This is a genomic window from Mucilaginibacter flavus (assembly GCF_030409315.1).
GTDB lineage: Bacteria > Bacteroidota > Bacteroidia > Sphingobacteriales > Sphingobacteriaceae > Mucilaginibacter > Mucilaginibacter flavus.
Genome location: NZ_JAUFPS010000028.1, coordinates 133,202 through 159,417, shown reverse-complemented (window position 1 = coordinate 159,417; position 26,216 = coordinate 133,202). Strand labels below are relative to the sequence as shown.

Annotated in this window: 23 protein-coding genes; 14 read left to right on the top strand and 9 right to left on the bottom strand. The window is 44.1% G+C overall.

The features are described 5' to 3' along the window. Nucleotides 1–135 precede the first annotated feature (135 nt). The gene (locus tag QWZ17_RS12040) at nt 136–549 is read right to left on the bottom strand and encodes a DUF1348 family protein (RefSeq protein ID WP_290305463.1); all 414 of its coding nucleotides are present in this window, start codon (nt 547–549) and stop codon (nt 136–138) included. A gap of 151 nt (nt 550–700) precedes the next feature. On the opposite strand from QWZ17_RS12040, the gene idi reads away from it, so the two are divergent. The 13 genes from idi to QWZ17_RS11975 all read left to right on the top strand — a co-directional run bounded on the left by idi (nt 701) and on the right by QWZ17_RS11975 (nt 14,510). Further along, nucleotides 701–1,234: an isopentenyl-diphosphate Delta-isomerase gene (idi, locus tag QWZ17_RS12035; protein ID WP_290305462.1), complete on the top strand. Its 534-nt coding sequence runs from the start codon at nt 701–703 to the stop codon at nt 1,232–1,234. 98 nt (nt 1,235–1,332) lie between these two features. Beyond that, nucleotides 1,333–3,015, top strand: a complete 1,683-nt coding sequence (locus QWZ17_RS12030; RefSeq protein ID WP_290305461.1) for an amidohydrolase — start codon at nt 1,333–1,335, stop codon at nt 3,013–3,015. A 134-nt stretch (nt 3,016–3,149) separates the two neighbouring features. Continuing rightward, the gene (locus tag QWZ17_RS12025) at nt 3,150–4,004 is read left to right on the top strand and encodes a hypothetical protein (protein ID WP_290305460.1); all 855 of its coding nucleotides are present in this window, start codon (nt 3,150–3,152) and stop codon (nt 4,002–4,004) included. A gap of 295 nt (nt 4,005–4,299) precedes the next feature. Then, nucleotides 4,300–5,325: a metallophosphoesterase family protein gene (locus QWZ17_RS12020; protein WP_290305459.1), complete on the top strand. Its 1,026-nt coding sequence runs from the start codon at nt 4,300–4,302 to the stop codon at nt 5,323–5,325. Next, nucleotides 5,325–5,864 carry a YceI family protein gene (locus QWZ17_RS12015; RefSeq protein WP_290305458.1) on the top strand — a complete coding sequence of 180 codons (540 nt, stop codon included), beginning with the start codon at nt 5,325–5,327 and terminating at the stop codon, nt 5,862–5,864. Before QWZ17_RS12020 ends, QWZ17_RS12015 begins: the two co-directional genes overlap by 1 nt. A gap of 3 nt (nt 5,865–5,867) precedes the next feature. Beyond that, complete coding sequence (locus tag QWZ17_RS12010) at nt 5,868–6,281, top strand: c-type cytochrome (RefSeq protein WP_290305457.1); 414 nt, start codon at nt 5,868–5,870, stop codon at nt 6,279–6,281. 97 nt (nt 6,282–6,378) lie between these two features. After that, nucleotides 6,379–7,359, top strand: coding sequence for a sensor histidine kinase (locus QWZ17_RS12005; protein WP_290305456.1), 981 nt, complete (start codon nt 6,379–6,381; stop codon nt 7,357–7,359). Next, the gene (locus QWZ17_RS12000) at nt 7,356–8,078 is read left to right on the top strand and encodes a LytR/AlgR family response regulator transcription factor (RefSeq protein WP_290305455.1); all 723 of its coding nucleotides are present in this window, start codon (nt 7,356–7,358) and stop codon (nt 8,076–8,078) included. The genes QWZ17_RS12005 and QWZ17_RS12000 overlap by 4 nt, the downstream gene beginning before the upstream one ends. Nucleotides 8,079–8,176: 98 nt before the next feature. Continuing rightward, nucleotides 8,177–9,256 (top strand): alkene reductase, encoded by a 1,080-nt coding sequence (locus QWZ17_RS11995; RefSeq protein ID WP_290305454.1) that lies wholly within the window; start codon nt 8,177–8,179, stop codon nt 9,254–9,256. Between the two features lie 42 nt (nt 9,257–9,298). Continuing rightward, the gene (locus tag QWZ17_RS11990) at nt 9,299–9,799 is read left to right on the top strand and encodes a cupin domain-containing protein (protein WP_290305453.1); all 501 of its coding nucleotides are present in this window, start codon (nt 9,299–9,301) and stop codon (nt 9,797–9,799) included. Between the two features lie 254 nt (nt 9,800–10,053). Further along, nucleotides 10,054–11,034, top strand: a complete 981-nt coding sequence (locus tag QWZ17_RS11985; protein WP_290305452.1) for a helix-turn-helix transcriptional regulator — start codon at nt 10,054–10,056, stop codon at nt 11,032–11,034. Nucleotides 11,035–11,112: 78 nt separating this feature from the next. Next, nucleotides 11,113–12,090 carry a metallophosphoesterase gene (locus QWZ17_RS11980; protein ID WP_290305451.1) on the top strand — a complete coding sequence of 326 codons (978 nt, stop codon included), beginning with the start codon at nt 11,113–11,115 and terminating at the stop codon, nt 12,088–12,090. Between the two features lie 224 nt (nt 12,091–12,314). Then, nucleotides 12,315–14,510: a TonB-dependent receptor family protein gene (locus QWZ17_RS11975; protein ID WP_290305450.1), complete on the top strand. Its 2,196-nt coding sequence runs from the start codon at nt 12,315–12,317 to the stop codon at nt 14,508–14,510. 193 nt (nt 14,511–14,703) lie between these two features. On the opposite strand, the gene QWZ17_RS11970 is transcribed toward QWZ17_RS11975, so the two are convergent. From QWZ17_RS11970 to QWZ17_RS11935, 8 genes are all read right to left on the bottom strand, one after another. Beyond that, nucleotides 14,704–15,045: a winged helix-turn-helix domain-containing protein gene (locus QWZ17_RS11970; protein ID WP_290305449.1), complete on the bottom strand. Its 342-nt coding sequence runs from the start codon at nt 15,043–15,045 to the stop codon at nt 14,704–14,706. 181 nt (nt 15,046–15,226) lie between these two features. Then, nucleotides 15,227–15,556, bottom strand: a complete 330-nt coding sequence (locus tag QWZ17_RS11965) for a hypothetical protein (RefSeq protein ID WP_290305448.1) — start codon at nt 15,554–15,556, stop codon at nt 15,227–15,229. A 285-nt stretch (nt 15,557–15,841) separates the two neighbouring features. Continuing rightward, complete coding sequence (locus tag QWZ17_RS11960; protein ID WP_290305447.1) at nt 15,842–16,615, bottom strand: glycoside hydrolase family 16 protein; 774 nt, start codon at nt 16,613–16,615, stop codon at nt 15,842–15,844. A gap of 110 nt (nt 16,616–16,725) precedes the next feature. After that, complete coding sequence (locus tag QWZ17_RS11955) at nt 16,726–18,066, bottom strand: glycosyl hydrolase family 18 protein (RefSeq protein WP_290305446.1); 1,341 nt, start codon at nt 18,064–18,066, stop codon at nt 16,726–16,728. 30 nt (nt 18,067–18,096) lie between these two features. Next, entirely contained in the window at nt 18,097–19,110 is a 1,014-nt protein-coding gene (locus QWZ17_RS11950) for a glycosyl hydrolase family 18 protein (protein WP_290305445.1), read from the bottom strand. 18 nt (nt 19,111–19,128) lie between these two features. Beyond that, nucleotides 19,129–20,712 carry a SusD/RagB family nutrient-binding outer membrane lipoprotein gene (locus QWZ17_RS11945; RefSeq protein ID WP_290305444.1) on the bottom strand — a complete coding sequence of 528 codons (1,584 nt, stop codon included), beginning with the start codon at nt 20,710–20,712 and terminating at the stop codon, nt 19,129–19,131. Nucleotides 20,713–20,740: 28 nt separating this feature from the next. Further along, a complete protein-coding gene (locus tag QWZ17_RS11940; RefSeq protein ID WP_290305443.1) occupies nt 20,741–24,253 on the bottom strand; it encodes a SusC/RagA family TonB-linked outer membrane protein in 3,513 nt (1,170 codons plus the stop codon). Nucleotides 24,254–24,298: 45 nt separating this feature from the next. Beyond that, nucleotides 24,299–25,354, bottom strand: a complete 1,056-nt coding sequence (locus QWZ17_RS11935) for a FecR family protein (RefSeq protein ID WP_290305442.1) — start codon at nt 25,352–25,354, stop codon at nt 24,299–24,301. 215 nt (nt 25,355–25,569) lie between these two features. On the opposite strand from QWZ17_RS11935, the gene QWZ17_RS11930 reads away from it, so the two are divergent. Beyond that, entirely contained in the window at nt 25,570–26,169 is a 600-nt protein-coding gene (locus tag QWZ17_RS11930) for an RNA polymerase sigma factor (RefSeq protein ID WP_290305441.1), read from the top strand. Nucleotides 26,170–26,216 lie beyond the last annotated feature (47 nt).

The window sequence follows — 26,216 nt, the reverse complement described above, 5'->3', positions numbered from 1 at the left end:
AATTGTACCTGGTAAAAGCAGCTAAAGGTAGTGAACTGCTTTTAAACCAGTTACAAGGGGCATTTGTTCGTTGTGGTGTGTGTTATTTTGAATCGTTTTCTATTTCCCTCCTCGGGCTAATGATGCTATTCGCTTTTAAACCAGCGTACGCTCATCCGCGCTAATAGCTTTATCGCTTATGCAGCCAAATCTTTTGCGGATGAGGCCTTGCTCATCAAACTCCAGTTGTTCATTACCATAGCTATGAAACCACTGCCCGTTACTATCCTGCCATTCATCTTCAAAGCGGATGGCGTTGCGGTTTTCTTTGGCTCCCCAAACTTCTTTTTGGGTTTTAAAATGCAGTTGGGTTTCAAACTTGCGGCTTAGATAAGCTTTCACCGCTGCCCGGCCGTTTAAAAATGTAGTTCTATCAAGCCATTCAATATCTTCGGTGTATAGCTGGCTAATTTGTTCCGCATCGCGGGTATTCCATACATTTTGATTAAGCTGCAGTTTTTCGGCTGCCGACTCCGCGCTAAATGGCGGTATCAATTTTTTCTGTTCCATGTTTTTCTTTAAATTAATTCGTCGTGATTGACAATACAAAGGTGCGGATGTATGGCATCCTGAAACATGGACTCACGGTATATAAGCATGGATAATTGCGACCGTGAGCGGATAATTGCATTATAAATTAAGAACCGTAATTTTGCACCCCATGGAAGAGCAGGTAATATTGGTGGATGCCGACGATAATGTGATAGGAACGATGGATAAGCTGGAGGCGCATCAATTAGGCAGGCTGCACCGGGCATTCTCGGTATTTATTTTTGATACCCAGGGCCGCCTGCTATTACAGCAACGCGCTATGGAAAAATATCACTCGGGCGGTAAGTGGACCAATACCTGCTGCAGCCACCCCCGCCTCAATGAAACCAATATTGACGCCGCCAACCGCCGCCTGATGGAAGAAATGGGACTGGCCTGCCAGTTAACCCCTGCATTTAATTTTATTTACCGCTCAGATATTGTACCCGGTTTAACCGAGCATGAAATTGACCATGTATTCTTCGGCATCAGCGATACAGAACCAAAGCTTAATACCGAAGAGGTGATGGATTTTAAATACATCGGCATGACTGAATTGGCCGATGAATTGAAAGCCAGCCCCGATAATTATTCGGCCTGGCTTAACATCTGTTTTGATCAGTTGATGATGCACTACCAACAATTTTTTAACAGCCACAGCTAATTGCCTTAAATGGTGTAAAAAATCTAAACGTCAACCTTCAATAACATAATAATTTGTAAAGGTTTAGCTAATATTAATTGGGGATATTTCGGGGGAATATGAAAAAGTTGATCCTCTTATCCTTGTTCTTTTTAAGTGCCGGCATCATACAGGCCCAGCAGGCCGATTTGATTTTAATCAACGGCAACATCATCACTCTTAAACAGAAAGGGGATCGGGCCCAGGCTATCGCCATTAAAAACGGCAATATCCTGGCGGTTGGCAGCAATACCGCAATCTTAAAATACACCGGCAAAACTACCCGCAAAATAGATCTGAAAGGCAAAACGGTAATACCCGGCTTTAATGACGTACACCAGCATCCCGCCCCAGTTTATCCTTTCAACAAGCCATATGCCGTACTTAAACTGGATACGGTGACATCCATGAAAAACCTGGTAGCCCTGCTTAAACGAAAGGCAGCCATTACCCCAAAAGGCATGCTGATTCGTGGTGTGGGTTATAATGAAACTAAGTTAGGTGGCCAGCCAATAAGAGATAGCTTAGATAAAGCATCTACAGATCATCCTATCCTGATATCGCATGTAAGCGGGCATTTATCGGCGGCCAATTCATACCTTATAACCCATTGCGGCATTAACGAAACCACTAAAGACCCTGCCGGAGGCCTTTTTGAACGTTACAAAAATAGCAATAAGCCCAATGGCATTTGCAAAGAGACTGCTGCGAGCTACCTGCACAAGGCTAAAAATATTGTGTACCCACCACAGCCAACACCTGCCCAGGAAATGGATGGCTATCGTTTATATTTTAACCAGGTGCTTGCAAGCGGCGTAACCAGCATTGGCGATGCATGGACCACACCGCAGAAAGTAAATATCTACCAAAAACTTACTGCCCAAAAATTCCCGACAAGGCTTAACCTCATTATCGGGGTTGATTACCTTGACCAGGTTTTAAGCGGCAAAATCCCCCGGATAAACAACGATTTTTTGCGGATCTCGACTATCAAAGTAATCCAGGGAAATTCATTAAGCGGTAAAACATGCTGGTTGTATGAGCCTTATGACATGATCAATCCGCTTACCGGCAAAAAAGATTACTATGGTATCCCGCCGGCCCGAAGCCAGGCCGGGTTAGATAGCTTATTTTTAAAAATCCATAGCGCTGGCTGGCAAATTGCCTGCCACTCCAACGGCGACCGCGAGATAGACATGGTTATTAACGCCATAGAAAACGCTCAAAAAGTGGCACCGCGACCTGATGCCCGCCATCGTATTGAACATTGCAGCATAACCAATCAAAGTATTCTTGATCGTATTAAAAAGGATAATATAGTGCCGGTATTTCATTGTTACATGTATGAGCTTGGCGAAAAAATGGCAGTTTATGGTCCCGAACGTTTAAAAATGCTGCATCCCACCCAAACGGCCCAGCAAATGGGTATTGTTTATGCTTTACATTCCGATGCCCCAATTTCGCCGTACCCGGCCATGATCAGGCTGGGGAGCGCGGTTACCCGTAAAACAAAAGAAGGCGTTGTTATAGGAGCCAACCAATGTATTGATGTCGAAGATGCCATTAAAGCCTATACCTATGGTGGTGCTTACACTACTTTTGAGGAAAAGAAGAAAGGATCATTACTGCCGGGACAGTTTGCAGATATGGTGGTGCTTGATGCCGACCCTACGACTATTAACCCCGATGATATCATGAACATTAAAATAAATACAACGATTGTAGGCGGTAAAATTGTTTACCAGGCCGCTCACAAAAAATAACCGCATTTTATTTTTATTATAAAAATCAATACCTTCATATTATATAAGCCCCCTTCTTTTTGAATGGGGCTTAATTTTTGTAGCCTTTATTGTATCACCATACATCTGCTATCCGTAACCGTAAAATACCTGCCATGGAAAACGAAAACACCGACGACCTGTTTGATAAGCCGCTAAGCGATGATCCGCAAGAAAACCTGAGGATGGAAAACGAGCTGTTGCACCTGAAATTACAGGCCGAACTGGGTGTTGATCCGCAAATTATTAACCCCGTTGATCCACAGGTAGAAAACGAGTTTCTGAAAAACATTTTTGATTTTGAGCATAATTATGCCTCCTCAAAAAGAGTTAAACTGTTTGAATTACTTGGCGAGCCCGATTTTATACCCGCGGCCGAATTAAGCGACGATCTTTTGGATATTGCTTTGGAGGAACTCAACAGCCTGATGCAAAGCAAAAGCATTGTAATTGATTACAGTGGCGAATACAGCAACCGCGTTAAATACCTTTTTATTACCGAAGAACTGTTTGAGCAGGAAGCTAACGACTTTGCTATTCCGGGCATGATGATGCACTTTCATTACGAGGAGTTTCACCCCAATCATAAAATTGATATTGAAGATAGAGCGCAGGAGTTTTTATCTGAATGGTTTAAGCAAAGTTTTAGCGAACTGAGTTGGGAACTGGGCCGCAGTTTTGTATCGCCCGATAGAAAAACTTATACTAAAGACGAAATTGTAGCCCAGCTTAAAAACATTTTCAGCGCGTTCCCTGCATTTAAAAACGAGGAATACACCATTCACGATATTGGTTTTGAATTACAGGAAGGCGGCGGTTTAGGCCACGCGGAGGGTATGGTTAAATACGATGCCGTTTTAGAGAATAATGAAGTGATTCATTTTGAAGGGCCGTTTAAAATTTACCTCTCGCTTGAGCAGGACTGGTGGAGTATTTTTCATGTTGTTTTCCCGGGGTTTAAGTATCCATAAATAAAACTGGGCAGGTAAAAAGCGGGGGTATGCGCGAATCCCCTCTTGAGAGGGGCGGAGGGGTGTGTTCTCTTCGCAGGTTGAACGCTGGAAAACACACCCCTGCCATCACTTTTCCTGACGCGCCCCCTCTCAAGAGGGGACTTTAAATTAGCGACCATACGTTACCCACTTTTCCTAAAAACCTCGCCTTCATCAAGTAAATCCCTCACTTCATGTAAAATACTATAACATCAGGCCTTCTTTATCTTTTTTAGTGCTGTAATTTATTTTAATCACTCAAAAAGATAACAGCATGAAAAATCCTTTTCACCATCATCATGACGATCATTCAACCCATGAAACCAGTGCCGATGGCATTGACCGTCGCGGCTTTTTAGAATGTATGGCCTGGGCCGGCACCGGCGTACTTTGGATGATGACTGGCGGTGTTTTAAAATCATACGGCATGAGCCAAATGATTGATAAAACTACCGGCGGCATCAAAAAAGGGCTATTGATACCAAAGTCTGATTTTAGCTTTGTGCAGATCAGCGATAGCCATATCGGGTTCAACAAAGCGGCCAACCCCGATGTGCTGGGAACATTAAACGCCGCTATTGCCAAAATCAATAACATGCCCACCGCGCCATCATTTGTACTGCACACCGGCGACTTAACCCACCTGGCACAGGCCGATGAATTTGACATCCTGGAACAAGCCCTAAAAAGTGTAAAAACCGAGAAAATATTTTATGTACCCGGCGAGCATGACGTTACCGATAACGGCAAACTATACCTTGAACGCTATGGCAAAGGCACATTGGGCGATGGCTGGTACAGTTTTGACTCACACGGCACACATTTTATCGGCCTGGTAAATGTAACCAACCATGTTGATGGCGGCTTGGGTTACATTGGCGCGGCGCAATTGAAATGGCTGGAAAATGATTTGAAACCGTTAAGCAACAGTACGCCGATAGTAGTTTTTGCGCACATACCACTTTGGGCTATTTATCCGCAATGGGGCTGGGGAACCGATGATAGCGCCCAGGCTTTGGCTTTGCTAAAGCGCTTTGGTTCGGTATCAGTTTTAAACGGGCATATTCATCAAACCATTCAAAAAGTGGAAGGCAATATTACTTTTCATACCGCCAACTCAACCGCGTTTCCGCAACCGGCACCGGGTGCTGCCCCATCGCCAGGACCGATGAAAGTACCTGCCGAAAAACTACGCGGACTATTAGGCCTCACCAGTGTAAATTATATGGAACATAACCATACGCTGGCTATTACGGATACGCCATTAATGGAAGCTGATAAAACAACCGGCCAGCAATAATGAAAAAGATCATATTATTTATGGCGCTGATGATCTGTGCCATAAAATACAGTCACGCGCAATACAAACCGGTTGACGAAGGTTCCGCACTTAAATTCACCATTAAAAACCTTGGCTTTGGGGTTGATGGTACTTTTAGCGGATTTGAAGGGACCATCAATTTCGATCCTCAAAATGTTGATAAAAGCAATTTTGATGTTACCATCAATGCATCCACAGTAAATACCGATAATAGTTTACGCGATGAGCATTTACGGGGCGAAAACTATTTTGATGTAAAAAATAATCCGCTCATCCGTTTACATTCAACCAGGGTTACATTGGCCTCAAAAACCGGTACCTATTCCTTTACCGGCAATTTAACTATCAAAGGAAAAACCAAAAGCATAACGTTTCCATTTACCACCGCGGCCACAACGGATGGGTTTATTTTTAAAGGATCATTTAAAATAAATCGCAAAGATTTTGGCGTAGGCGGTATCAGTACCATAGCCGACGAGCTGCAAGTAAACCTTAGCGTAATTGTCAAAAAAGCATAGGCCATGAAGATTAATCAAAAACTTATGGTGATTATGGCACTTACTGCTATAGTTTGCATTACGGCGCGAGCCACCATTAACAAGCCGGAGCCGCGGCTTTACACCAATTTAAAAGTGCTGCCAAAAAACATCACATCAAAAGAGTTGCAGGGAATTATGGCCGATGATTTTGAGGATGGCCTGGGTGTAAGCTGCGGCTTTTGCCACGCACCTAATAAAGACGGCCACGGACTTGATTTTGCAAGTGATGCCAAACCCGAAAAAGAAATTTCGCGCGCCATGATGCGCATGACCCTGGGCATCAACAAAAAATACCTGAAGCTAAAGCATCCTAAAATTGGTGATGCCGCATTGGTAGTATCCTGCACAACCTGCCACAAAGGGCAGGCATTCCCGGATGGTGCAGAGCCGAAATAGCTGCAACAGAAAATACTTTATCATACCTTTATGTGTAATTACCCAAACACCCACATAGTTAGTTGAAAACCAATAAATTCATATATCATATTTTATTTTGGGCGCTGGCCTACCTTTTCTGGATCTATGTTTTCAGGAATGGTACGTTGGTTTATCCCATGCCATCACCATACAGTTTTGTTATCTGGTATTTATTTCGGCAAATTATTATTTCAATGCCTTGTATACTATTCCACAGTTGCTCAATAAAAAGCAATACGTAAAGTTTGGTTTGCTTGCATTAAGCGGCGTTATCGTAACAGCAATATTGAGGGTCCCGGTTTCTGTATTGGTAATCACTTATATTTTTAAGATAGCCAATCCGCAGTTTAACTACCTCGATATCTTTTTCAATTCCTTCGTCAATATCCTGTTTTGGGTGGTTTGCATCGTAGCCGCGCATATGGTGATCGAAAAAATACGGTCGCAGGTTTATATTGAGCAGATAGAAAAAGAAAAGGCCACCAATGAGCTGAACTTTTTACGGGCACAGTTTAACCCGCACTTCCTGTTCAACTCCATCAATTCCATTTACGGGCATATTGATAAATCAAATAGAGATGCCCGCGAAATGCTGCTGGTATTTTCGGAAATGCTGCGTTACCAGTTGTACGAATGTAATGTGGAGCAGATTAGCCTGGATAGCGAAATCAATTACATTCGTAATTATATAGCCATACAAAAAGGCCGCATTGATGAGCGCATAGCAGTTTCCTTTTGTGCCGACAATGTAAGCGGGCAAATAAATGTTGCCCCGCTGCTGTTCATCACCTTTGTTGAAAACGCCTTTAAGTTTGTGGGCATTAACGACTGTAAACAAAACTACGTAAGCATCAACCTTAAATATGATAACGTCAACCTGGTTTTTTATGTGGTGAATACTAAAGACGCCTTTATAAATCAAACCGAAAAATCATCGGGCCTGGGCATTGCCAATACCAAACGCCGGTTAGAAATTTTGTATCCAGGCAAACACTTGCTTCATATTATCAATAACGATGATAATTACCAGGTAACCTTAACCCTGTTCAACGTATGATACTAAACTGCCTTATTATAGACGATGAACCTATAGCGCGCAAGCTGTTGCAGGAGTATATTGACGAAATTGATTTCCTGACACTCGCCGGCACGGCCGAAAATCCGCTAAAAGCAACCACCCTGCTCAACGAACTTAACGTCGATCTTATTTTTTTGGATATCAACATGCCCAAGATGAATGGCCTGCAGTTTTTAAGATCGGTAAACAACCTGCCCATGGTAATCATGACAACGGCATACGGCCAATACGCGCTTGATGGTTTTGAAATGGCCGTGGTTGATTACCTGGTAAAACCATTCTCACTTGATCGTTTTTTAAAGGCAGCACAAAAAGCGTTGGAGCTGAAATTATTAAGATCGAAACCGGTTACTGCACCGGCAGAAACATCGCCCGAATATTTTTACGTAAAGTGCGATGGTAAAATTGAGCGTGTATTGTACGAGGACTTAATTTACGTGGAAGCCATGGCCAATTACGTGGTGCTTTACACCATCCCCAAAAAGCTGGTAGTTTACCTCACCATTAAAGGCATACAGGAAAAACTCCCTGCCGATAATTTTTTACAGGTACATAAAAGCTATATTGTTAATACCAAAATGATTAATTCTATTGAAGGCAACATGCTTAACCTGGGCAGCGCGAAAATTACCATGGGTACAAGTTTTTATGACGAAGTGATGGACAAGATTTTAAAAGGTAGGTATTTTAAGCGATAAACCCCGACCGATACGACTATTTTTATGCCTTTTTAAGCTATTTTAAGTTTGTTCCCGTACCGACATTTGTTGCACAAAAGCAATTAAAACAGTATATCATGAACAATAGCATATTAGCACCTTACCAACAAAAGGGCCTTAAATTAAAAAATCACTTAGTAATGGCCCCAATGACACGCAGTCGCGCCATTGGCAATATCCCTAACAATTTAATGGCCCAATATTACGGCCAGCGTACCGGTGCCGGTTTAATAGTTACCGAAGGTACATCGCCATCGCCAAATGGTTTGGGCTATGCCCGCATCCCCGGTATTTTTAGTGCAGCACAGGTAGAAGGCTGGAAAAAAGTAACCGGCGCGGTACACGCCGGCAACAGCAAAATATTTGTACAACTGATGCATACCGGTCGCATTGCCCACCAGGCAAACCTACCCCAGAGCGCCCAGGTAGTAGGCGTATCAACCATAAAAGCCGCCGGCCAAATGCATACCGATAGCATGGGTATGCAGGACTATCCTACCCCTGTAGTCCTCACTACCGATGGCGTTAAAGCAACCATTGCCGAATACGTACAAGCCGCCCAAAACGCCGTTGCGGCAGGTTTTGACGGCGTTGAAATTCATGGGGCTAACGGTTACCTGGTTGAGCAATTTTTAAACCCCAACGTAAATAACCGTACCGATCAATACGGTGGCGACTATAAGGCCCGTGCATCATTCGCGCTGCAGGTGGCACAGCAAATTGCCGATGCTATTGGTAAAGAAAAAGTAGCCATCCGGTTTTCGCCATTCTCAACCCTGGGCGATTTGCCAGAGTACGATACCAACGAAGTGCACAACACCTATGTTTACCTTGCACAGGAGTTAAACAAAATAGGCATCACCTATATCCACATCGGCTTATCGCCTAAAATTCAGCAACAAACATTTGATGCCATACGCGAAGCATTTACCGAAACGATTATTTTGTGTAATGGCAATACACCCGATAACGCGGCAGATACCCTTGCTAAAGGCTTTGCAGATGTGCTGGCATTTGGTCGCCCGTTTTTGGCCAACCCCGATTTTGATATCCGCATCAGCCAAAACGCGCCATTGAACGATGTCGATTTTACCACTTTATACACACCCGATGCACATGGCTATACCGATTATCCTGCATTAACATTAGCGGTTTAATTTCGGCAAAACATTATCTTTCAATTATCTATTTAAAACACGATGGAAAATTCGCATAAAGCAGCAACATTTGTTAGTCCGGAGGATGGGCAGGGTATTGCCATGGCAGGTAACTCGTACCGGGTGGTGATATCGGGCAAACAAACAGATGGCAAATACGCCCTGATAGATATGCTGGTACCGCCGGGCGGCGGACCAGTCCCCCATGCCCACCCCGATGTGCAGGAAAGTTTTTACGTGGTTGACGGCGAAGTTGAAGTAAAATCAGAAGCAGGCAATTATACCGCCGGTAAAGGCTCATTTGTAAATATCCCCTATGGTGGGCTTATACATTGTTTTAAAAACAAAACCGATAAAATGGCCCGCTTGCTTTGCACCGTGACGCCTGCCGGCATGGAAGATTTTTTTACCGAGGCGGGTCAGGCAGCGCCTTTTGGTACTTTTTTACCGCCGCCTGCAATGACTGATGAGTTGAAGCAAAAAATGGCCGCGCTTTCGGAAAAATACCGGCAAACTATTTATCCGCCTAATTATCTGGGATAGAGTTTGTTATCAAATAAAACCCATATCATTGGGAGTTTTTTTAATTAGCGGTCGGTCGCATAGATACGAAACTGAAAAGCGAGGGCGTGTGCGAATCCCCTCTTGAGAGGGGCGGAGGGGTGTGTTATAAAAGCGATATGAACGCTGGCAAACACCCCCCTGCCATCGCTTAATGCCGACCCGCCCCCTCTCAAGAGGGGATTTGAAAAGTAGCCAACCCAACCACCGTTTCCAACATTAACATTAACCACCATATGCCAATAGAATTTGAGTTTGCATTAGATAAAGGATTTCATTTTGCCGAAGCCTTTGCCACTCGTTTTGGCGGCGAGGTAGCCCACAACCGGGCTATATTACCCCAAACGCTTGGCGAAGGTTTTATACAGGAGATTTTTTTGAGCAACGGCCTTTTCCTGTGTGTTCATCATTACTGGCTTAACGAGGAGCTTGTTTTGCGCCGGGCACCCACGTCATCCCCAAATATGCTTACCTTAAAGTTTGATTGCAGGCGCATGCCGGTTGAGCAGGCCGCGCTACCACATCAACCTTTGTTTACCGGCAGTAATGGTTGCGAAGTTGAACTGGGCACGGGCAACTTTTTTACCGAATTGGTGATCCCCGCCAAACAGCATATTAATTTCCTGGTGGTGGGGGCTTCAAGGCAAACTATTCTTGGCATTTTGGATTTGCAGGAAGAAGGCTGCTCTATTGAATCGTTATTAAAAGAAAGTCCATCATTTGTGTTGCACGAGGTGATGACGCAGGAAATGGAACGGGTGTTAAAGCAACTGAGCGCGATTGACCAAACGGCCACATTAGCCACCTTGTTTTATAAAAATAAAACCGAAGAACTAATTTACCTGCTGTTCTCCAAACTCATGCAACGGGCCGAAACGGCGTCCATTACGGTTGATCAGGCCGATGCCGAAAAAATTTACAAGCTAAGGGCCGCCATGTTAGCCGATTTGAGCCTCGCGCCGGAGCTATCAGAATTATCGGGCAGGATAGGCATTAGTCTTACCAAAATGAAGCAGCTTTTCAGGCAGATTTTTGGGGATAGCATCTACAACTATTACCAATCTGCAAGGATGAACGAAGCGGCGCGACTATTGGCCATTCAATCCGTTTCAGAAACAGGCTACCAATTGGGTTTTACCAACCTGAGTCACTTTGGGCGTTTGTTTGAAAAACACTTTCAAATTAAACCCAAAAAATACAAGGATAGCCTCACTTAATCCCCCATAACTTAACCTTAAATTAACATAGGATAACCTGTTATTCAATATCTTGGTGACTTTAAATTACACCGCCATATGAAACGCAGAGACTTTGTTAAAAACGCTACCCTTACCGCTTTAGGCGCATCATTAATTAGTCCGTTAGAAGCTTTGGCTGCCGATAAGGTAACTAATTTTGAAAGCGATGACCTATCGCCAAGTGCTTCGCTGGCAAATGACTATGCGCTTAATTTTTTAGCTATAGGCGATTGGGGCCGCAACGGCGAATACGAACAGAACGAGGTAGGCAAACAAATGGGGCTATGGGCCGCTAATAATCCCAACAACTTTGTAATCTCCGTAGGTGATAATTTTTACCCGCGTGGTGTGGTAAGCGAAATGGACCCGCTTTGGCATTACTCTTTTGAAAATGTTTACACCGCCCACTCGCTGCAATGCGATTGGTACCCGGTTTTAGGCAATCATGATTACGGTTCCGACCCTGACGCTCAGGTTCGTTACAGCAAAGTAAGCCGCCGCTGGAATATGCCCGCCCGATACTATACCAAAGAAGTAGCATTAAGCAAAACCACTAAAGACAAGGTGTTATTTGTAATGATAGATACCGACCCTTTCCTTTTTGAAAGCCATAAAGATTATTGCGCCAAACAAATGGAATGGCTTAACAGCACTTTGAAAAATGCATCAGCAGATGTAAAGTGGAAAATAGTGGTTGGCCATCACCCATACTATACGGTTGGGCCGCGTGTGGCCAATGTTGATACCCTAACCATGCGTTCCGCGTTCAGCAAAACTTTTGAGGAACACAAGGTTGATATTTATCTATCGGGCCATGGCCACTCCCTGCAGCACCTTAAACCCGAAGGTTTCACGCACCAGTTTATCTCGGGTGCAGGATCTGAACTAACAGGGATAACCAAAGGTATAGCCTATAGCAAATTTGAAGCATCGGAACATGGCTTCATGTATTTTTCGGTAAATCCCGATAAGCTGGCTGTTAAAGCCATTAACCTGGATGGCACGGTTTTGTACAGTACGGTGCTGAGCAAATAATAAGAGTTAAAGCATCTCATTTCATAGTAATAAAAGCGGCGGTTTCCATATGGAGGTCGCCGTTTTTGTTGTTAACAAAAAGCGCTATTTTCGCACACACTGAATCAGCAATATAAATTTCAGATTTTTTGTAAGGTAATTGTCGCTTTTGCTACTAAGGAACAAAACATAGGCATTACTTTTTTTTGCTTAGCGATATATTTTAAAAAACATAACGAAAATACATGTTAAAAAAATTACTCTTTATTACAGCCGCTTCGGCACCATTTTTCATTTCGGGTATTACCGCCCAGGCGCAAACAAAACGAACCATTAAAGACACCACCCTTAGTTTAGATAGTGTGGTGGTACGCGATAGCCGTTCAAAACATTTACCAGATGTTACCGGCACCTACATTTTCGCGGGCAAAAAAACCTTTGTCATATCCCCAGATGCAGGCAAGGCCAATTTATCAAACAGTAATATCCGTACTATATTTGGTACTATCCCAGGCGTTAACGTTTGGGAACTGAGCGGCAATGGTTTCCAGGTAAATATTGGTACCAGGGGAACCGATACACACCGCTCCAATGAAACCAACGTGCGTCAGAATGGTTACAATACCAACTCCGATCTGTTTGGCTACCCAGAGGCTCATTATGTACCGCAGTTTGCCGCCGTAGAACAGATCCAGATTGTACGCGGATCGGCGGCTTTGCAATTTGGCAGCCAATATGGCGGCATGGTAAATTATAAGGTTAAAGAAGGCGATACCAGCAAAGTATTCAGCATTCAAAGCGAGCAATCGGCAGGGTCAAACAACTATTTCAATTCGTTCAACGCTGTAGGGGGCAAAAGCGGCAAATGGACTTACTATGCTTACTTTGCCAATCGTACCGGTGATGGCTACCGTAGCAATTCGGCATTTACCGGTCAATGGTTTTATGCCGATGTTAAATACCAGTTTAACGCCAAAGGGAGCCTGGCTTTGCAATTTTCGAGGGTGAATTTCAAAGAGAAAGATGCCGGTGGCCTAAACGATGCCCAGTTCAATGCCGATAGCAGGCAGGCTACCCGCACCCGTAACTATTTTGATCCCGAGATCAACATTCCTGCTCTTTTATTTAACTACAACCTAAGCAACCGCACTAAGCTGGAAGTTACCTCACACGTAATATCCGGTCAGCGCAACAGCGTACAGTTCCTGGCTAACCCCGGCGTGGCCGATACTGTGAATAAAAAGCTGAACACTTTTAACCCACGCCAGGTCGATCGTGATTTTTACCTTGGCTTTACTACCGAAGCTCGCCTGCTTACCCGCTATAAACTGGGCGATTTAACCAGCACCTTCACTTCCGGCTTAAGGTATTTTACCGAAACTACTACCCGCGACCAGAAAGGTACCGGCTCAACAGGGTCCGATTATGATTTGCGCCTTACCGTTCCTTATGGCATCGCCCTTAAATTACGTACCCATAATTACGCCGCTTTTGCCGAAAACTCGTTTCAAATAACACCCAAATTATCCATTACACCAGGGGCCAGGTATGAGATCATCAACACCAACCTTGATGGGGTTATTGATAATGCTAAAGATCATGTATCGTATGGCAACAAGCGCCATTTCCCCCTTTTTGGAACAGGCATTCAATACCAGCTTACCAATAGCAGCCAGTTTTACGGCAATATTTCACAGGCATACAGGCCATTCTCCTACGCCAATATTATCCCGGGCAATGATTTGGCAGTGGTTAACCCCAATTTAAAAGATAGTCGTGGTTACAGTACAGATCTGGGTTACCGTGGTAATATTGGTACTATTTTTAATTACGATCTTGATTTTTACTATGTGTATTATGACGATAGGATAGGCAATTTAACAGAGCTTAACTCGACTAATCAAACCTATATTTATACCACCAACATCGGTAACGCGTCGGCAAAAGGGATTGAGCTCTATACCGAGGTTTCGTTGTTGCGGTCGTTTGATAAAACATCGGTAAGCGATATCCGTTTGTTTAACTCTTTCAGCTATGACCATGCCCGTTATACCAGCGGTTCATTAAGTGCGGGCGCATCCAATATCAGCTTAAAAGGCAACTGGCTTGAAGGCACTCCAGAGTGGATTAACCGCACCGGCTTAAGCTATTTAAACAGCCACGTAATCACCACCCTACAATACAGCTATGTTGGCAAAAACTTTACCGACGCCAACAATACCGTTTTTAACCCAACCGGTTTAAGCGGTATTGTACCGGCTTATCACGTGTTCGATTGGTCGTTTAATTACAGCTTTTTGAAACAGTACCATATTTTTGGGAGCATTAACAATGTTCTTAACGCCAAATATTTTACCAGGCGCATCACCATTTTGCCTGGCCCCGGCATATTACCCGCCGACGGCCGAACATTTAATGTGGGCTTTGGTATCAAAATATAGTTAAACCATTTTATGCAAAACGCCCCTGTTTTTTGAATCAAGGGGCGTTTTTGTTTTATGACGATGTTGCGCTACGGATCTAAAGGCTCAAGCGGGTTGATCTGTAAGGATGCGATATCCGGCATTAGCTTCTATAAGCGATTTTTTTGTGCAATAATATCGCAAGGCTCCGTTTTGCAAAACCCACTACACGTCAAATCTTAATCAATCCACTATTCGCCTCCAAAAAGCTATTAAACTTTTCTTGAAACAACTTAAATTGTTCAATAGCCTGTATTCCTTTTTCGGTGAGTTCCGCGCTTCCCCCTCCTTTACCACCACGGTGCGATATTACTACAGGCGCGCTAAAATGCTGGTTCATGTAGCCTACCATATCCCAGGCCTGCCGGTATGACATTTTCATTTGCATAGCCGCCTGTCTTAAAGAGCCCGAATCTCTTATCCGCTCCAATAGTTCTACCCGGCCGTGGCCCAATAACTTACCGTCTGCAGTTTCAAACCAGATCCTTCCGTTTAGGGTTAGCGTTTTGTCCATTGTTTTAATAATAGCTATTGATGCACAAATATATTACTAACAAAAGTCTAACCCTACCGGTTTAACAGGTTAACAGACCAAAACCTGTATCATTAAAGCTAAAAACAAAAAAAGACCAATACCTCCATAATTTACAGAGCTATTGATCTACGTATTTTAAAATCGCGAAAATAAAACCCAACTACATCCTTGGTCTTTTAGGGTTAAAAGCAACCAGGTAATTCAAATCCTCGGCTGGCGGGTTTCGTTCGTCAACTCTTACAGCTTCTTTCTGAAACGATTGGTTAAGCCTTGTTTTAATGGTATGAAATACCTGCAATAAAATCTCCGGACCAATTTTACTGGCAATGGTTGGGAAGTAATCACGCTGAAGTTTAATCCTGTCGGTATTGGTTACCATGCTTAGTTCCCAGCTATCTTCGGCCTTAAAGCCAAACTCTTTGGCGGTATTCAGCAAATCGTACATATACATACGGGTTTCGGTTTCAATGGCGTCTTTTGAAGCTATCATTTTGATTGTTTTTTACGGTTATTACAGCCTGCAAACAGGCTGGTATTATGTTAAAGCTTAACTATCACCGTGTAAGAAAATGGCAACGCCTAAGGTATGCGGTATTGTTTCGGGATGGAATTTCTTAAAGATACCCTTAATTTGCCGGAAACGCGCATCTATTAAATATTAATTAAAAACCAGCGAGCGCATGAGCTCAATTAACCTCAATTCAAGCATAAAAAATGCGCACCAGTTCTCACCCTGGTACGCATCGACGCAACTATGATTAACTAAAAACAATATTTAAAGGGGTATAAACTTAAAGCTGTGGATCACTATCTCCATGCCCTTGCCATCTGTTGGCGCCTGACCATTGTACAGCCAAAGATTGATGTAAACCGGCATTGGCTCGGTACTGATGGATGATGCCGGGCTTTTAAAGGTTTTGGAATCGAACACATTATTATCATTATCAACAAAGCCATACAAACTTTTAAAGGTTACACTTTTTGCTTTGCGGATAAAGCGTTGGGTGGTATACGTACCGCCGGGCATGGTGAAATTGGCGGTGTAATACGCTTTGTTTGTGCCTTTGTCGACCGGCCATATGGTGTAATTTAAATGCGGGTTATTGCTATCGCCCCATTGGGCAAATTCCATATCCATTTCATCAGAGCCATCCCTCCCCGAGTAGTTGAACAAGCCCAGCACTATGTTTTTATCCAGCGTGGCCAGCGGCCCTTCTACCTGCCATTGATAAGTACCTTCGCCAAACTTTTCACTGGTCGAAACCTCGGCGCACTCCCATTTACCTGTGGTGGCGTTTTTTGCCAGTTTAAGGTGCAGCGAACCTTCGTTATCTACATAAACATTAGCAGCGCTCCATACATTAGGCCCGGGGCCTTGCGGCTCGGCGGGTGCTTTCACATTCCAGGTGTAGCCGCTAAAGGAAATGGTAGCAGCCGGCAGCTTTTTTGAAGCAATCAATCCAGAATCAATACGGGCAGCAGCTAAACAATTATGGCCATAACCGACAGCAATTAGCGCAAAGGTTAACAGGCAACAGATTTTTTTCATCGTTATCATTTTATAAAGTTCAAACAATACAATCCCATACCCCGATGTATTAACCGTTTAAACAGTTAACACACCGGGACAAAGAATCGGATTTAGAAAATTGGATTTGGTTATTTAAGGGTATTATAAATGGCAGCACCTAAAGAAGCCGATCCCGTAGCATCATAATCAGCAGCCCAAAGGTAAGCGCCCTTAAAGCCGTTAGCTTTTAAATAGGCCGCTTTTTGGGTTACCAGCGGTACACCGTTAAAATACACGCCCTGGGCAATAGCCGCTTTCTCTTTGGTGGCGTTGGCCGGGTCGGCGGCTATGATATCCTTGTAGGTCATGTAATCATATGATCCCCAGCTTGCGTTGTTGCCGGCAGCGTTTAACGCGTTGTAACGTAAACCGAAAGCTGGCATACCTACTACTAATTTACTGGCTGGCAGATGAAAGTTTGTCCATATTTGCGTGCCCGATACCATAAAATCATAGCTTGATGACTGCCCAACAGGTGCATCGGGGCCAATATGAATATTATCCTCAAAAGCATGGATATTTACCCATGATGCCGCCGAAAGATCGGGGTATTCCCAATGCTGATAGTTTACCGTAGCGGTAACCGTAACCAAAGCAGTAGCCGGCAAGGCGGCTTTTAACGCAGTCAAAAACGGACCGATAGCATGGATATTTAAAGGCGCGTTATCTGAATTGATATCCTCCATATAAATATCTACACCGTCCATTTTTTTGGCGGCTACATAGGCCTTTACGCTTGCTATTAACGATGCCATTGCAGCCGGCGTACGGATAGCCGTACCAAAATCATCGCTGCCATAAAGCGCCCAGCCATCAATGCCCGATAGGTGGCCGGTAAGTCCCATAATAACCGGCACTCCGGCAATGTGCGCACGGGCAACAATTTCATCGGCATGTTGGGCAACAGTGCCTTTTGAAACATCAAGGCTTCCATCGGCAGATACTTTACCTACCTGGTATTCCAGGTGCGTGATATTGCTCCAAACCACATTGGCGGCGGTGCCATCTTCGGTAAGATTAGCTAATACAACACGGGTATAGGGTTTAAAGGTGTAAGTTGACGGATTAACCAATACCTTGGTTTGTCTTGAGGTAGAGTCGCCGTTGTAGGTAACATCCACTTTAATGGTGTATTCGCCACCGGCGGTTGGTTTAAAAGCGAAAGCCGTATCTGTCGACATTTCTTTGCCGTTCACTTTCCAACTGATTTTTACCTTGCTGGCCGGCGAAAACTGCAAACCATTGAAGGTAGCAGTAGCTCCCTCATTGATAATTTGCGGTGCCGATAGCTTACGCAGGTTATCAAATATCCGTGGGAAATAAGGGTTGGCGTCCTCCTGGGTTTTCACCTCATCCTTTTTACAGCCCGCAAATACCATAAGCATAACCAGCACCAGCGCCGGTAGTGATGTGTATTTAATCTTTTTCATTGTTTAAATATTTTAATGTGTTTCAATTGATCAATTGGTATGTGATTGTATCACCGTATTGATAGTCCCCAATAATGAGTTTGGCCCTTTGGCATCCTGGCGTAATTGCCATATCATAATGCCGCCGGCTTTTTCAAGTGCCAGCTGGGTTTTACTTTTTATAGTGGGGATGCCGTTATAATAAACTATACCGCCGCCGGGCACGGTTACCTGGTCCTGGTTTTCGGCACCTGGATAGGCCGCTACTATGGCCGAGAAGGTAAGATCGGCAGGCGCGTTGGTACCAAAGCCGTAGCCATAAAAAGGTACACCAAGGCTTAGCTTTTCTTTGGCAATACCACGGGTACCACTCCAGTAAGCCAAATCCTCAACCGCCATACTATAAGGCGAATGCTGACCGGGATTCTCGGGCTTCCATGGCCCCGTTTTATCGTACGACATTACGTTGATAAAATCAAGACTGGCTAAAGCTTTATCCGTGTAACTGGTAGCATAAACCGTGGCAATAGCAGCCGTGGTAAGTTTACCTTTAGCTTTTAACGCGGCAGCTAAACCGGTAACAAATGATTCATAATTGCTGTTGATAAGGCTTTGCTCAATATCCACGTCAATGCCATCCAGGTAATTATCCTGCGTAAACTTTACCAGGCTGGCAATAAATTTTGCCTGCATACCCGGTTCCATCAACTTGCTGAAATATGCCGGAGGTAAACCACCTGCAATAGCCGCCAGGATCTGCACTTTATGGCTATGTGCTAATTGGGCTACTTTTTGCAGATTGGCATCCGCGGCAAAATTGCCGTCGGCATCGGGATTGATAAAAGCCACGTTGAGGTGAGTTATTTTACTCATATCAATGGCGTTGGCCTCATCAAGCAGGTTATCTTCATAACGTAAATAACCTACCACCCTGAATTTGGCAGTTGCAGCAGTTTGCGTGCTATCAATCCCTTCGGCCTTTACCGTACTTTTTTTGCAGCCAATAATAGTTACCAGTATAAAAATGGTAATAGTTAGCAGTGCCTTATTTTTAAAAATCTCCATTTGTTATCTTATGGCTTATTATTGTTTATCCCACCACACGTGTGCTGTCCAGGTATCTTTACCGCCAAGAGCAGTAATGGCAGCCGCTATGTTGGTGGCGTTTTGTTCGCGTTCAGTTAAAGGGTATTCAAATCTGCGTGGTATGGTAGTCACGTCCGATTCTGCAGTTACACCCGGTACCAATACCGGGAAGCCGCTGCGGCGCCAGGTTGAATAAGCCTCGGGGCCGTTCATCAGTTGGGCAATCCATATCTGGGTATCAATTTGCTGTAACTCCTTACCCGGCGCAAGCAGGTTATCCTGTTTAAAGTTTTGTATTTCTGTTGCCGATAAAGTAGGCCCGGTTGGGTACAGTGCCAGTTGCTGGCAGGCCGCCTCCAAACCATTTTCATAATGCTGTTTGGCAGTACCACCCAGGGCTAAACCCCATCGGGTATTGGCTTCGGCCAATAAAAACTCTACCTCGGCATAAGTCATGTGGAAGTACGGGGCGTCGCTGCGCACCATAAAATCGGCCAGCTGCACTTTTTGCCCACCGTTGGGTACAGATAGGGTACCACGACCTGGATAATCAATATTGATGGCACCTAAAAAGTCGTCGTAATTGTATTTACCCGGACCAACCCCTATTATTCCAACCTGTGCTTTTACCTGCGCGGTAACATCAAGCCTATCGGTCAATTTATCAGGATTAACCCAATAATCACGTGCGATGTAGTTTAAACGCGGATCATTAGTGCCTTTCATCTGGTTAATCAACGTGGTACAAATACGCGGGCGACCGTCATCCTGGTATTGATTAATCCCTACCGATACACCGTTGCCCCTAATTTCTGCATAACCATTGGTGATGTTCATATAATCCAGCTTGCAGATGTCATCATTGCTGGCAATTAAACCGGCGTTGAAAGCGTCTGTAGCTTCGGCCTTGGCTGTGGCTTCGTCAATTTTAATTAAACGCATAGCCAGGCGCAAGCGTAGGGAGTTGGCAAACTTTTTCCATTTGGTTAAATCGCCATGATAAAAAAGTTCTGTGCTTACGGCATCTTTCGAGGCATCAAGCTGGGCAACAGCCGCCTTTAGTTCCTTAAAAAAATCGGCATAAATGTCCTTTTGGGTATCAAACTTAGGGCGTACGGTACCGGCAATGTATGCTTTGCCGGCCTCTGTGTAAGGGATATCGCCATACATATCGGTAAGGCGGGCAAATACATAAACCTTCATAATGCGGCAAATGGCATTCAGGTTGGGCTTGGCGCTGGTACGGGCAACAGCATCAACAATATTTAAAACATCATTGGGATAGCCAAGCTCCCAAAGCTCGCTCATGTATTGCCTGTCTTCAATATAGGCGCTGCCATAACGGTTATAATACGCGCCGCCTATTTGCTGTGCCATAGGCATGGTGAGGATAATGCTGGTACGCTCGTTAATGGTTACATCGCCACCAAAACGCAGCTCTACCAGGTTAAGTTGATTAATGGGATCAAGGTTAGCCGATTTGGTTGGATCGGTGTTTACATCTCCAAACTTTTTGCACGAAAACAGTAGTAACGGCATCAGGAGTGTAACCAACTTATATTTATTAAAAGTTCTTTTCATCTTGTTCGTTCTAAAATTATACATCCTATTAAAATCTGAAGTTTAAGTTAAAGCCCCAGCTTTTTCTTGATGGCAATGAGCCGTACTCCAGTCCCTGTCCATTACCATTGTTATAGTTGGAGTCGGGGTCAACATTCGGAACGTTTTTGTGAATAATAAAAGGGTTACGGCTTACCACAGCAATGGTTAAATCTTTAATGCCCAGTTTTGAGGTTGAGCCTGCCGGGAAACGGTAGCTTAAAGTGATCTCGCGCATTTTAATATAGCTGGCATCATAAATAAACGGCGTAGCTACACCATTACCATCGCTATAAAACTGCGACCAGTAGTTCGATGGATCAACCGCCGTAGTATTTTTTGTGTAGATTGGGTTTCCGCTGGCATCAGTACCAGTTTGTACCACGCCTTGCGGTGTATAACCCTGCACTTTACCGGCGGCACGCCAGGCCTCAATGGTAGCACCTGCGCTTTGGCGTTGCTCTTCAGATTTTATCCACTCGGCCCGGCCAGGTAAGGTTGATACATGGCTGCCACGAATAATGGCAAACATGTTGGTCATCGAAAACAGATCGGCACCGTGTTTAATATCAATTACCGCGCTTAAGCCCCAGTTTTTGTAGTGGAAGTTGTTGGTTAAACCACCGGTCCAGCTCCAGGTACCTTTGCCCAGTACGCTGCGCTCGGGCGCCTGTTTTGGGGCCAGTGTTTGCGGATCAAGCACGATGTTGCCCTGCGGATCGCGCAGGTAATCGAAGCCTAAAATAGCCCCGTATGGCGCGCCTGGTTTAGCCACTACAGATACACCTAACCAGCGTGCATCTGATAATGACAGGTACGGGATACCATCTGCCAGTGAAATTACGGTATTGGTATTTTTGGCGAAGTTTACGTTAACATCCCAGCCAAAACTTTTGGTTTGTACCGGCGATCCGTTCAAGCCTATCTCCACACCTTTGTTGCCAATTACACCGGCGTTAACCAGCTGTTGTGCAAAGCCCGATGAAAGCGGCGCGGGCACCAGGTTAATCTGATCGCGCGATTTGGAAGTGTAGTAAGATACATCAACACCTAATCTTTCGCCAAAGAATTTCAATTGTGTACCAATCTCATATGATTTGGTACGGGTTGGCTTTAAGTTTTTATTGGGCAAAATAGTGCTGGCTATGCCGCCTACCGATGTACCGTTAAAAGTTTGCGGGTACAGGTTGTAGTTTAAGTTTAACAGGTAAGGGTCTGTATCGTTACCAACTTCGGCGGCTGATAGCCTCAGTTTACCAAACGATAATACCGATGGATCGATCTTAAAAAAATCGCTGAAGATAAAGCTGGCCGCTAACGACGGATAAACATAGCTGTTATTACTTGCAGGCAATGTTGATGAAGCATCCTTACGTACACTCGCATCCAGGTACAGGTATGATTTGTAGCCGATGCTTAGCAAAGCGTACGCGCCGTTATTGCGTTTGCGGTAATGGTTTTCAACTACCGCTTTATCAGAAAAACTATTAGGACTAATTACATCCGGCACATTCAAATTAATGAAGGTAGATGTAGTACCCGGGTTATCAATCCTTGAAAAACTGGCACCAACTCTTAAAGCTAAGTTTAATGAAGGCGTTACCTGTTTTTGAGCAGTTAACAAAGCGTCACCCTCGGTAGTACCTAATTTTTGATCAAACTGATCAAGCTCGCCGGCCAAAGCGCCCGGCGTAGTACGCGGACTGAATTTGCTATAGTTTAAGTAAGTAAAATCGGTGGAGATACGGCCCTGTAAGTTAAGCCAGCTGGTAATTACATAGTTGCCCTGTAAGTTACCGATAAACCTATTTTTACGGGTTTCGTTTTTCATTTCGTTAATTACCCAATAAGGATCTAAACGGTATTGGCCGCCGCCCCAATCAACATAATTACCTTCAGAATCTTTGTAGCCGTTTTTAAAGTAAGACTGATCAACGTTATTGGCCAGGCCGACAAAGGCGTTACCAATATTACCCGGATCATCGGCCAGCGCGGGGCGGTTTATCACATCCTCGTTAAGGTACATCACCTTAGCCGATATGGTTACCTTACTGCCAAATTTTGACGCACCCGTAAAGTTAAACGTGCTGCGGCGCAGGTTGCTGCCCGGTACAATATCGCGGCTGCGCAAATCGCCTACCGATAAACGGAACGATGAGATATCATTTGAACTTGCAAATGCCACGTTATTAGTGGTAGTTGCGCCGGTGCGGAAAAAGTTATCGATGTTGTTTTTTGCCAGCGCGTATGGGCGGTATTTGCCATCAAAGCCAATTACCTGCAAATTAGGATCGAGCCGGGGGCCAAAGTTGTTGAACAATGTATTTTTTGCCTGCGATGGATCAACCACCAATTGCTCGGCAGTACCCTGCCCGTAAATGTACTGGTAATCATTATAATGGGTAAGTTGATTTTCTATGGAAGTAGTGCTGTTAACCTCAATACCCAACTCTTTTTTAGCATTGCCTTTTTTGGTGGTAATTAATATAACACCATTACCTGCACGGCTGCCATAAAGCGCCGATGCTGAGGGGCCTTTTAAAACCGAGATCTTATCGATGTCATCAGGATTAATGGCCGATATCGCGTCACCAAAATCAAAACCGCCAGAGTATTTACCACCGCCAACCTGGCCGTAATTGGAGTTATCAATAGGCACACCATCAACCACATACAGCGGCTGGTTATTGCCGGTAATGCTGGTATTACCCCTAATGATTACCCTTGATGAACCGGCCGGACCGCCAGCGGTACTGTTGATAATCAATCCCGGTACTTTACCGGCCAATGAGTTAATCACGTTGGTTTCGCGGGCCTTTTTAAGGTCGTTGCCATCAACCTCGGCAGTGGCATAACCTAATGAGCGCTCTTCTCTTTTAATACCTAAGGCTGTCACCACTACCGTGTTTAGTTCGGTTGCTTTGGTTTTAAGGGTAATTTTTACTGTTTTGGCTTTATCAGTAGCAATAATGGAGGTAGTTTCATAACCTATCATGCTAAAGGTAATTACATCGCCGTTGTTGGCTAATATTAAAAAGCTGCCGGTTTCGGTAGTCGCGGCACTACGGTTTTTGGTGGTGTTAACAATAGTAACGCCCGGCAATGGCAGATTTTGGTCATCGGTAACCTTACCGGTAAGGTTAAAATCATCAACTACGGCCGATGTTACTTTTACCGCCGGCTTTTGCGATTGGATCATCACTGTTTCGCCAACAATTTTGTACTGGGCGTGTAGTTCTTTGGTAACAAGGTCAATTACCTGTTGCAGGCTTTGTTTGCTAACAGTTAGGTTGATCTTTTTTTGAAGGTCAAGATCCTTTGGGTTGTATGAAAAATGCACATTGGCTGCTTTTTCAATCTGTGTAAAAACTGCCGGAAGCGGGGTATTTTTCCAGCTAAATGAATACGCGTTTGGGGTTGATGATTGCGCGTACCCGGATAACGACATGATCAGTAACACCACCGGGATCACCCGCAGCAGCATCCATGATCGTAATCGTGAATTGAGTAATGGTTTTTGCATATAGTTTTGATTTAGAATAGTTTAAAATTGGGGTTCTTTAATAGTTTAAAATTGTAATTGCACTTTGTTGCCGCTTTGTTTATAAGTGAAATGATTGGTAAAGCCAATGGCATCCAGCACCTCGGTAAGGTCTTTTCCAATAAACTCGCCGGTAAATGATACCGCGTCGCCGGTTTTATCCTGCGGGATAATCACCACGCCGTAAACTGTTTTTAGTTTGGCGGCTATTTCTTTCAGGTCGGCGCTTTTGAAAATCAGCTTGCGGTCTATCCAGTTTTGCAGGTCTTTGGCATAAAAGGTAGTTTGGGTAAAGGCCTTATCGCCATTATATAAAGCCGCTTTTTGGCCTGGGATAAGCGTTACATCTTCAACCTTCAAATCGGGCTGAGTGCATTCCACTTTAACCTTGCCGGTTGATAACATTACACTGGCTACTTGCGCGTTGGTATAGCTTTCTACCTTAAATGAGGTACCCAATGCCGTGGTGGCGGTTTTGCCGGTGATTACCACAAATGGTTTATGCTTGTCTTTAGTAACCGAAAAAAAAGCTTCCCCGCTTAACAACAGGTGGCGATTATGGGTATTATAGTCGTTTGCTATTTTCAGGGTGCTTGAGCCGTTCAGCAAAGCCAAACTACCATCCGGTAATTTGATTAGCTTACGACGGCCAAAATCTGTTTTACCTACCAGCGTATAATTGGCATCGGTGGCGGCGCTGTACAAGGCGGCCCCGCTTGGGTTGGTATTGCTTATTTTGTAAACTGCGAAAGCTCCCGCCATAATCAGCAGCGAAGCCGCGATAGCTACCCATTTGGTGAAATAATTACGGATACTGTTAATCTTACGCTCTGGTTCAAATTCGCCGGCGGTGGCAATCATATGTTTAAGGCGCTCCAGGGCTATGGCCTTTTCGGCCGGACTAACTTTAATAGCCAGCAGCAGGCAAAGCTCGCGGGCTTCACTCATTTTAGGAGCCAAAGCCGGGTTTTCGGCAAGGATATTTTCCCATTTTGCAACGGCGGCATTATCATCATTATAACAGTAAGCAATAAAGCTATCGTCGGTTAAAAAATCTTCTATTTGGTATGAAGAATAGTCCATGTTAAGTATATATTGAAACTTTTACACACAAGTGCAATAGATTATTCTTTTTTACCAATGTTTTTCCAAATAAATTTCACTTTTTAATTTTTAACTGTATTATTGTATTATTCAATAAGTTACATTGGGTTTTTAAAATAATTCAAAAAGTAACAGCATTTGCAAATGCACTATTAATTGCCAACCTTTAAATGGAAGTTTCAAAGACAGTATTCATGGGTCCTAAAAACAAGGACATCAATAAAAACTGGCAATTGCTTGCGGAAGGCGACAAGCAGGGACTTTATGAATGCTTTAATCTTTTTTATGACGACCTGTACCGCTTCGGCCTGTCGCTATATAAAAACCCCGAGCTGGTTAAAGAAGGCATCAACAATTTATTCCTGGAACTTTGGAAAATAAAGCACAAACTGGCCGATGTGCAAAACGTGCAGCAGTACACCCTTACCATTTACAAGCGCATACTTTATAAAACTTACCTGCAACTATCTGAGGCTACCCAAACCGGCGGCTTAATTGATGATATCAGTGCCGGCGATACGCCTATCGAGCCATCATATGAGTCGATATTAATTGCCAGTCAGCATGACGAGCATATGAAAAAGCGGCTGCAAAAGGCGCTTAATCAACTATCGCCCCGCCAAAAAGAAATTATCCGCCTGCGCTATTTTGATACCGTAGCTTTCAAAGATATTGCCGACCAAACCGGCCTGAGCGAACGCACCGTTTACAATACCCTGCACAATGCCATTAAGGTGTTGAGGGATGTAATTTGCGTAACCGTATTTTTTAGGCTTTTGGGCGATGGGAAATAGTTTTCAGCTTCTCTCCATCCTACCCCTCAAACTTATTCTGTTTCAAA

Coding starts and splice junctions, on each gene's coding strand:
- QWZ17_RS12040 (WP_290305463.1), bottom strand. CDS start 549: ATGGAACAGAAAAAATTGATACCGCCATTTAGCGCGGAGTCGGCAGCC.
- idi (WP_290305462.1), top strand. CDS start 701: ATGGAAGAGCAGGTAATATTGGTGGATGCCGACGATAATGTGATAGGA.
- QWZ17_RS12030 (WP_290305461.1), top strand. CDS start 1,333: ATGAAAAAGTTGATCCTCTTATCCTTGTTCTTTTTAAGTGCCGGCATC.
- QWZ17_RS12025 (WP_290305460.1), top strand. CDS start 3,150: ATGGAAAACGAAAACACCGACGACCTGTTTGATAAGCCGCTAAGCGAT.
- QWZ17_RS12020 (WP_290305459.1), top strand. CDS start 4,300: ATGAAAAATCCTTTTCACCATCATCATGACGATCATTCAACCCATGAA.
- QWZ17_RS12015 (WP_290305458.1), top strand. CDS start 5,325: ATGAAAAAGATCATATTATTTATGGCGCTGATGATCTGTGCCATAAAA.
- QWZ17_RS12010 (WP_290305457.1), top strand. CDS start 5,868: ATGAAGATTAATCAAAAACTTATGGTGATTATGGCACTTACTGCTATA.
- QWZ17_RS12000 (WP_290305455.1), top strand. CDS start 7,356: ATGATACTAAACTGCCTTATTATAGACGATGAACCTATAGCGCGCAAG.
- QWZ17_RS11995 (WP_290305454.1), top strand. CDS start 8,177: ATGAACAATAGCATATTAGCACCTTACCAACAAAAGGGCCTTAAATTA.
- QWZ17_RS11990 (WP_290305453.1), top strand. CDS start 9,299: ATGGAAAATTCGCATAAAGCAGCAACATTTGTTAGTCCGGAGGATGGG.
- QWZ17_RS11985 (WP_290305452.1), top strand. CDS start 10,054: ATGCCAATAGAATTTGAGTTTGCATTAGATAAAGGATTTCATTTTGCC.
- QWZ17_RS11980 (WP_290305451.1), top strand. CDS start 11,113: ATGAAACGCAGAGACTTTGTTAAAAACGCTACCCTTACCGCTTTAGGC.
- QWZ17_RS11975 (WP_290305450.1), top strand. CDS start 12,315: ATGTTAAAAAAATTACTCTTTATTACAGCCGCTTCGGCACCATTTTTC.
- QWZ17_RS11970 (WP_290305449.1), bottom strand. CDS start 15,045: ATGGACAAAACGCTAACCCTAAACGGAAGGATCTGGTTTGAAACTGCA.
- QWZ17_RS11965 (WP_290305448.1), bottom strand. CDS start 15,556: ATGATAGCTTCAAAAGACGCCATTGAAACCGAAACCCGTATGTATATG.
- QWZ17_RS11960 (WP_290305447.1), bottom strand. CDS start 16,615: ATGAAAAAAATCTGTTGCCTGTTAACCTTTGCGCTAATTGCTGTCGGT.
- QWZ17_RS11955 (WP_290305446.1), bottom strand. CDS start 18,066: ATGAAAAAGATTAAATACACATCACTACCGGCGCTGGTGCTGGTTATG.
- QWZ17_RS11950 (WP_290305445.1), bottom strand. CDS start 19,110: ATGGAGATTTTTAAAAATAAGGCACTGCTAACTATTACCATTTTTATA.
- QWZ17_RS11945 (WP_290305444.1), bottom strand. CDS start 20,712: ATGAAAAGAACTTTTAATAAATATAAGTTGGTTACACTCCTGATGCCG.
- QWZ17_RS11940 (WP_290305443.1), bottom strand. CDS start 24,253: ATGCAAAAACCATTACTCAATTCACGATTACGATCATGGATGCTGCTG.
- QWZ17_RS11935 (WP_290305442.1), bottom strand. CDS start 25,354: ATGGACTATTCTTCATACCAAATAGAAGATTTTTTAACCGACGATAGC.
- QWZ17_RS11930 (WP_290305441.1), top strand. CDS start 25,570: ATGGGTCCTAAAAACAAGGACATCAATAAAAACTGGCAATTGCTTGCG.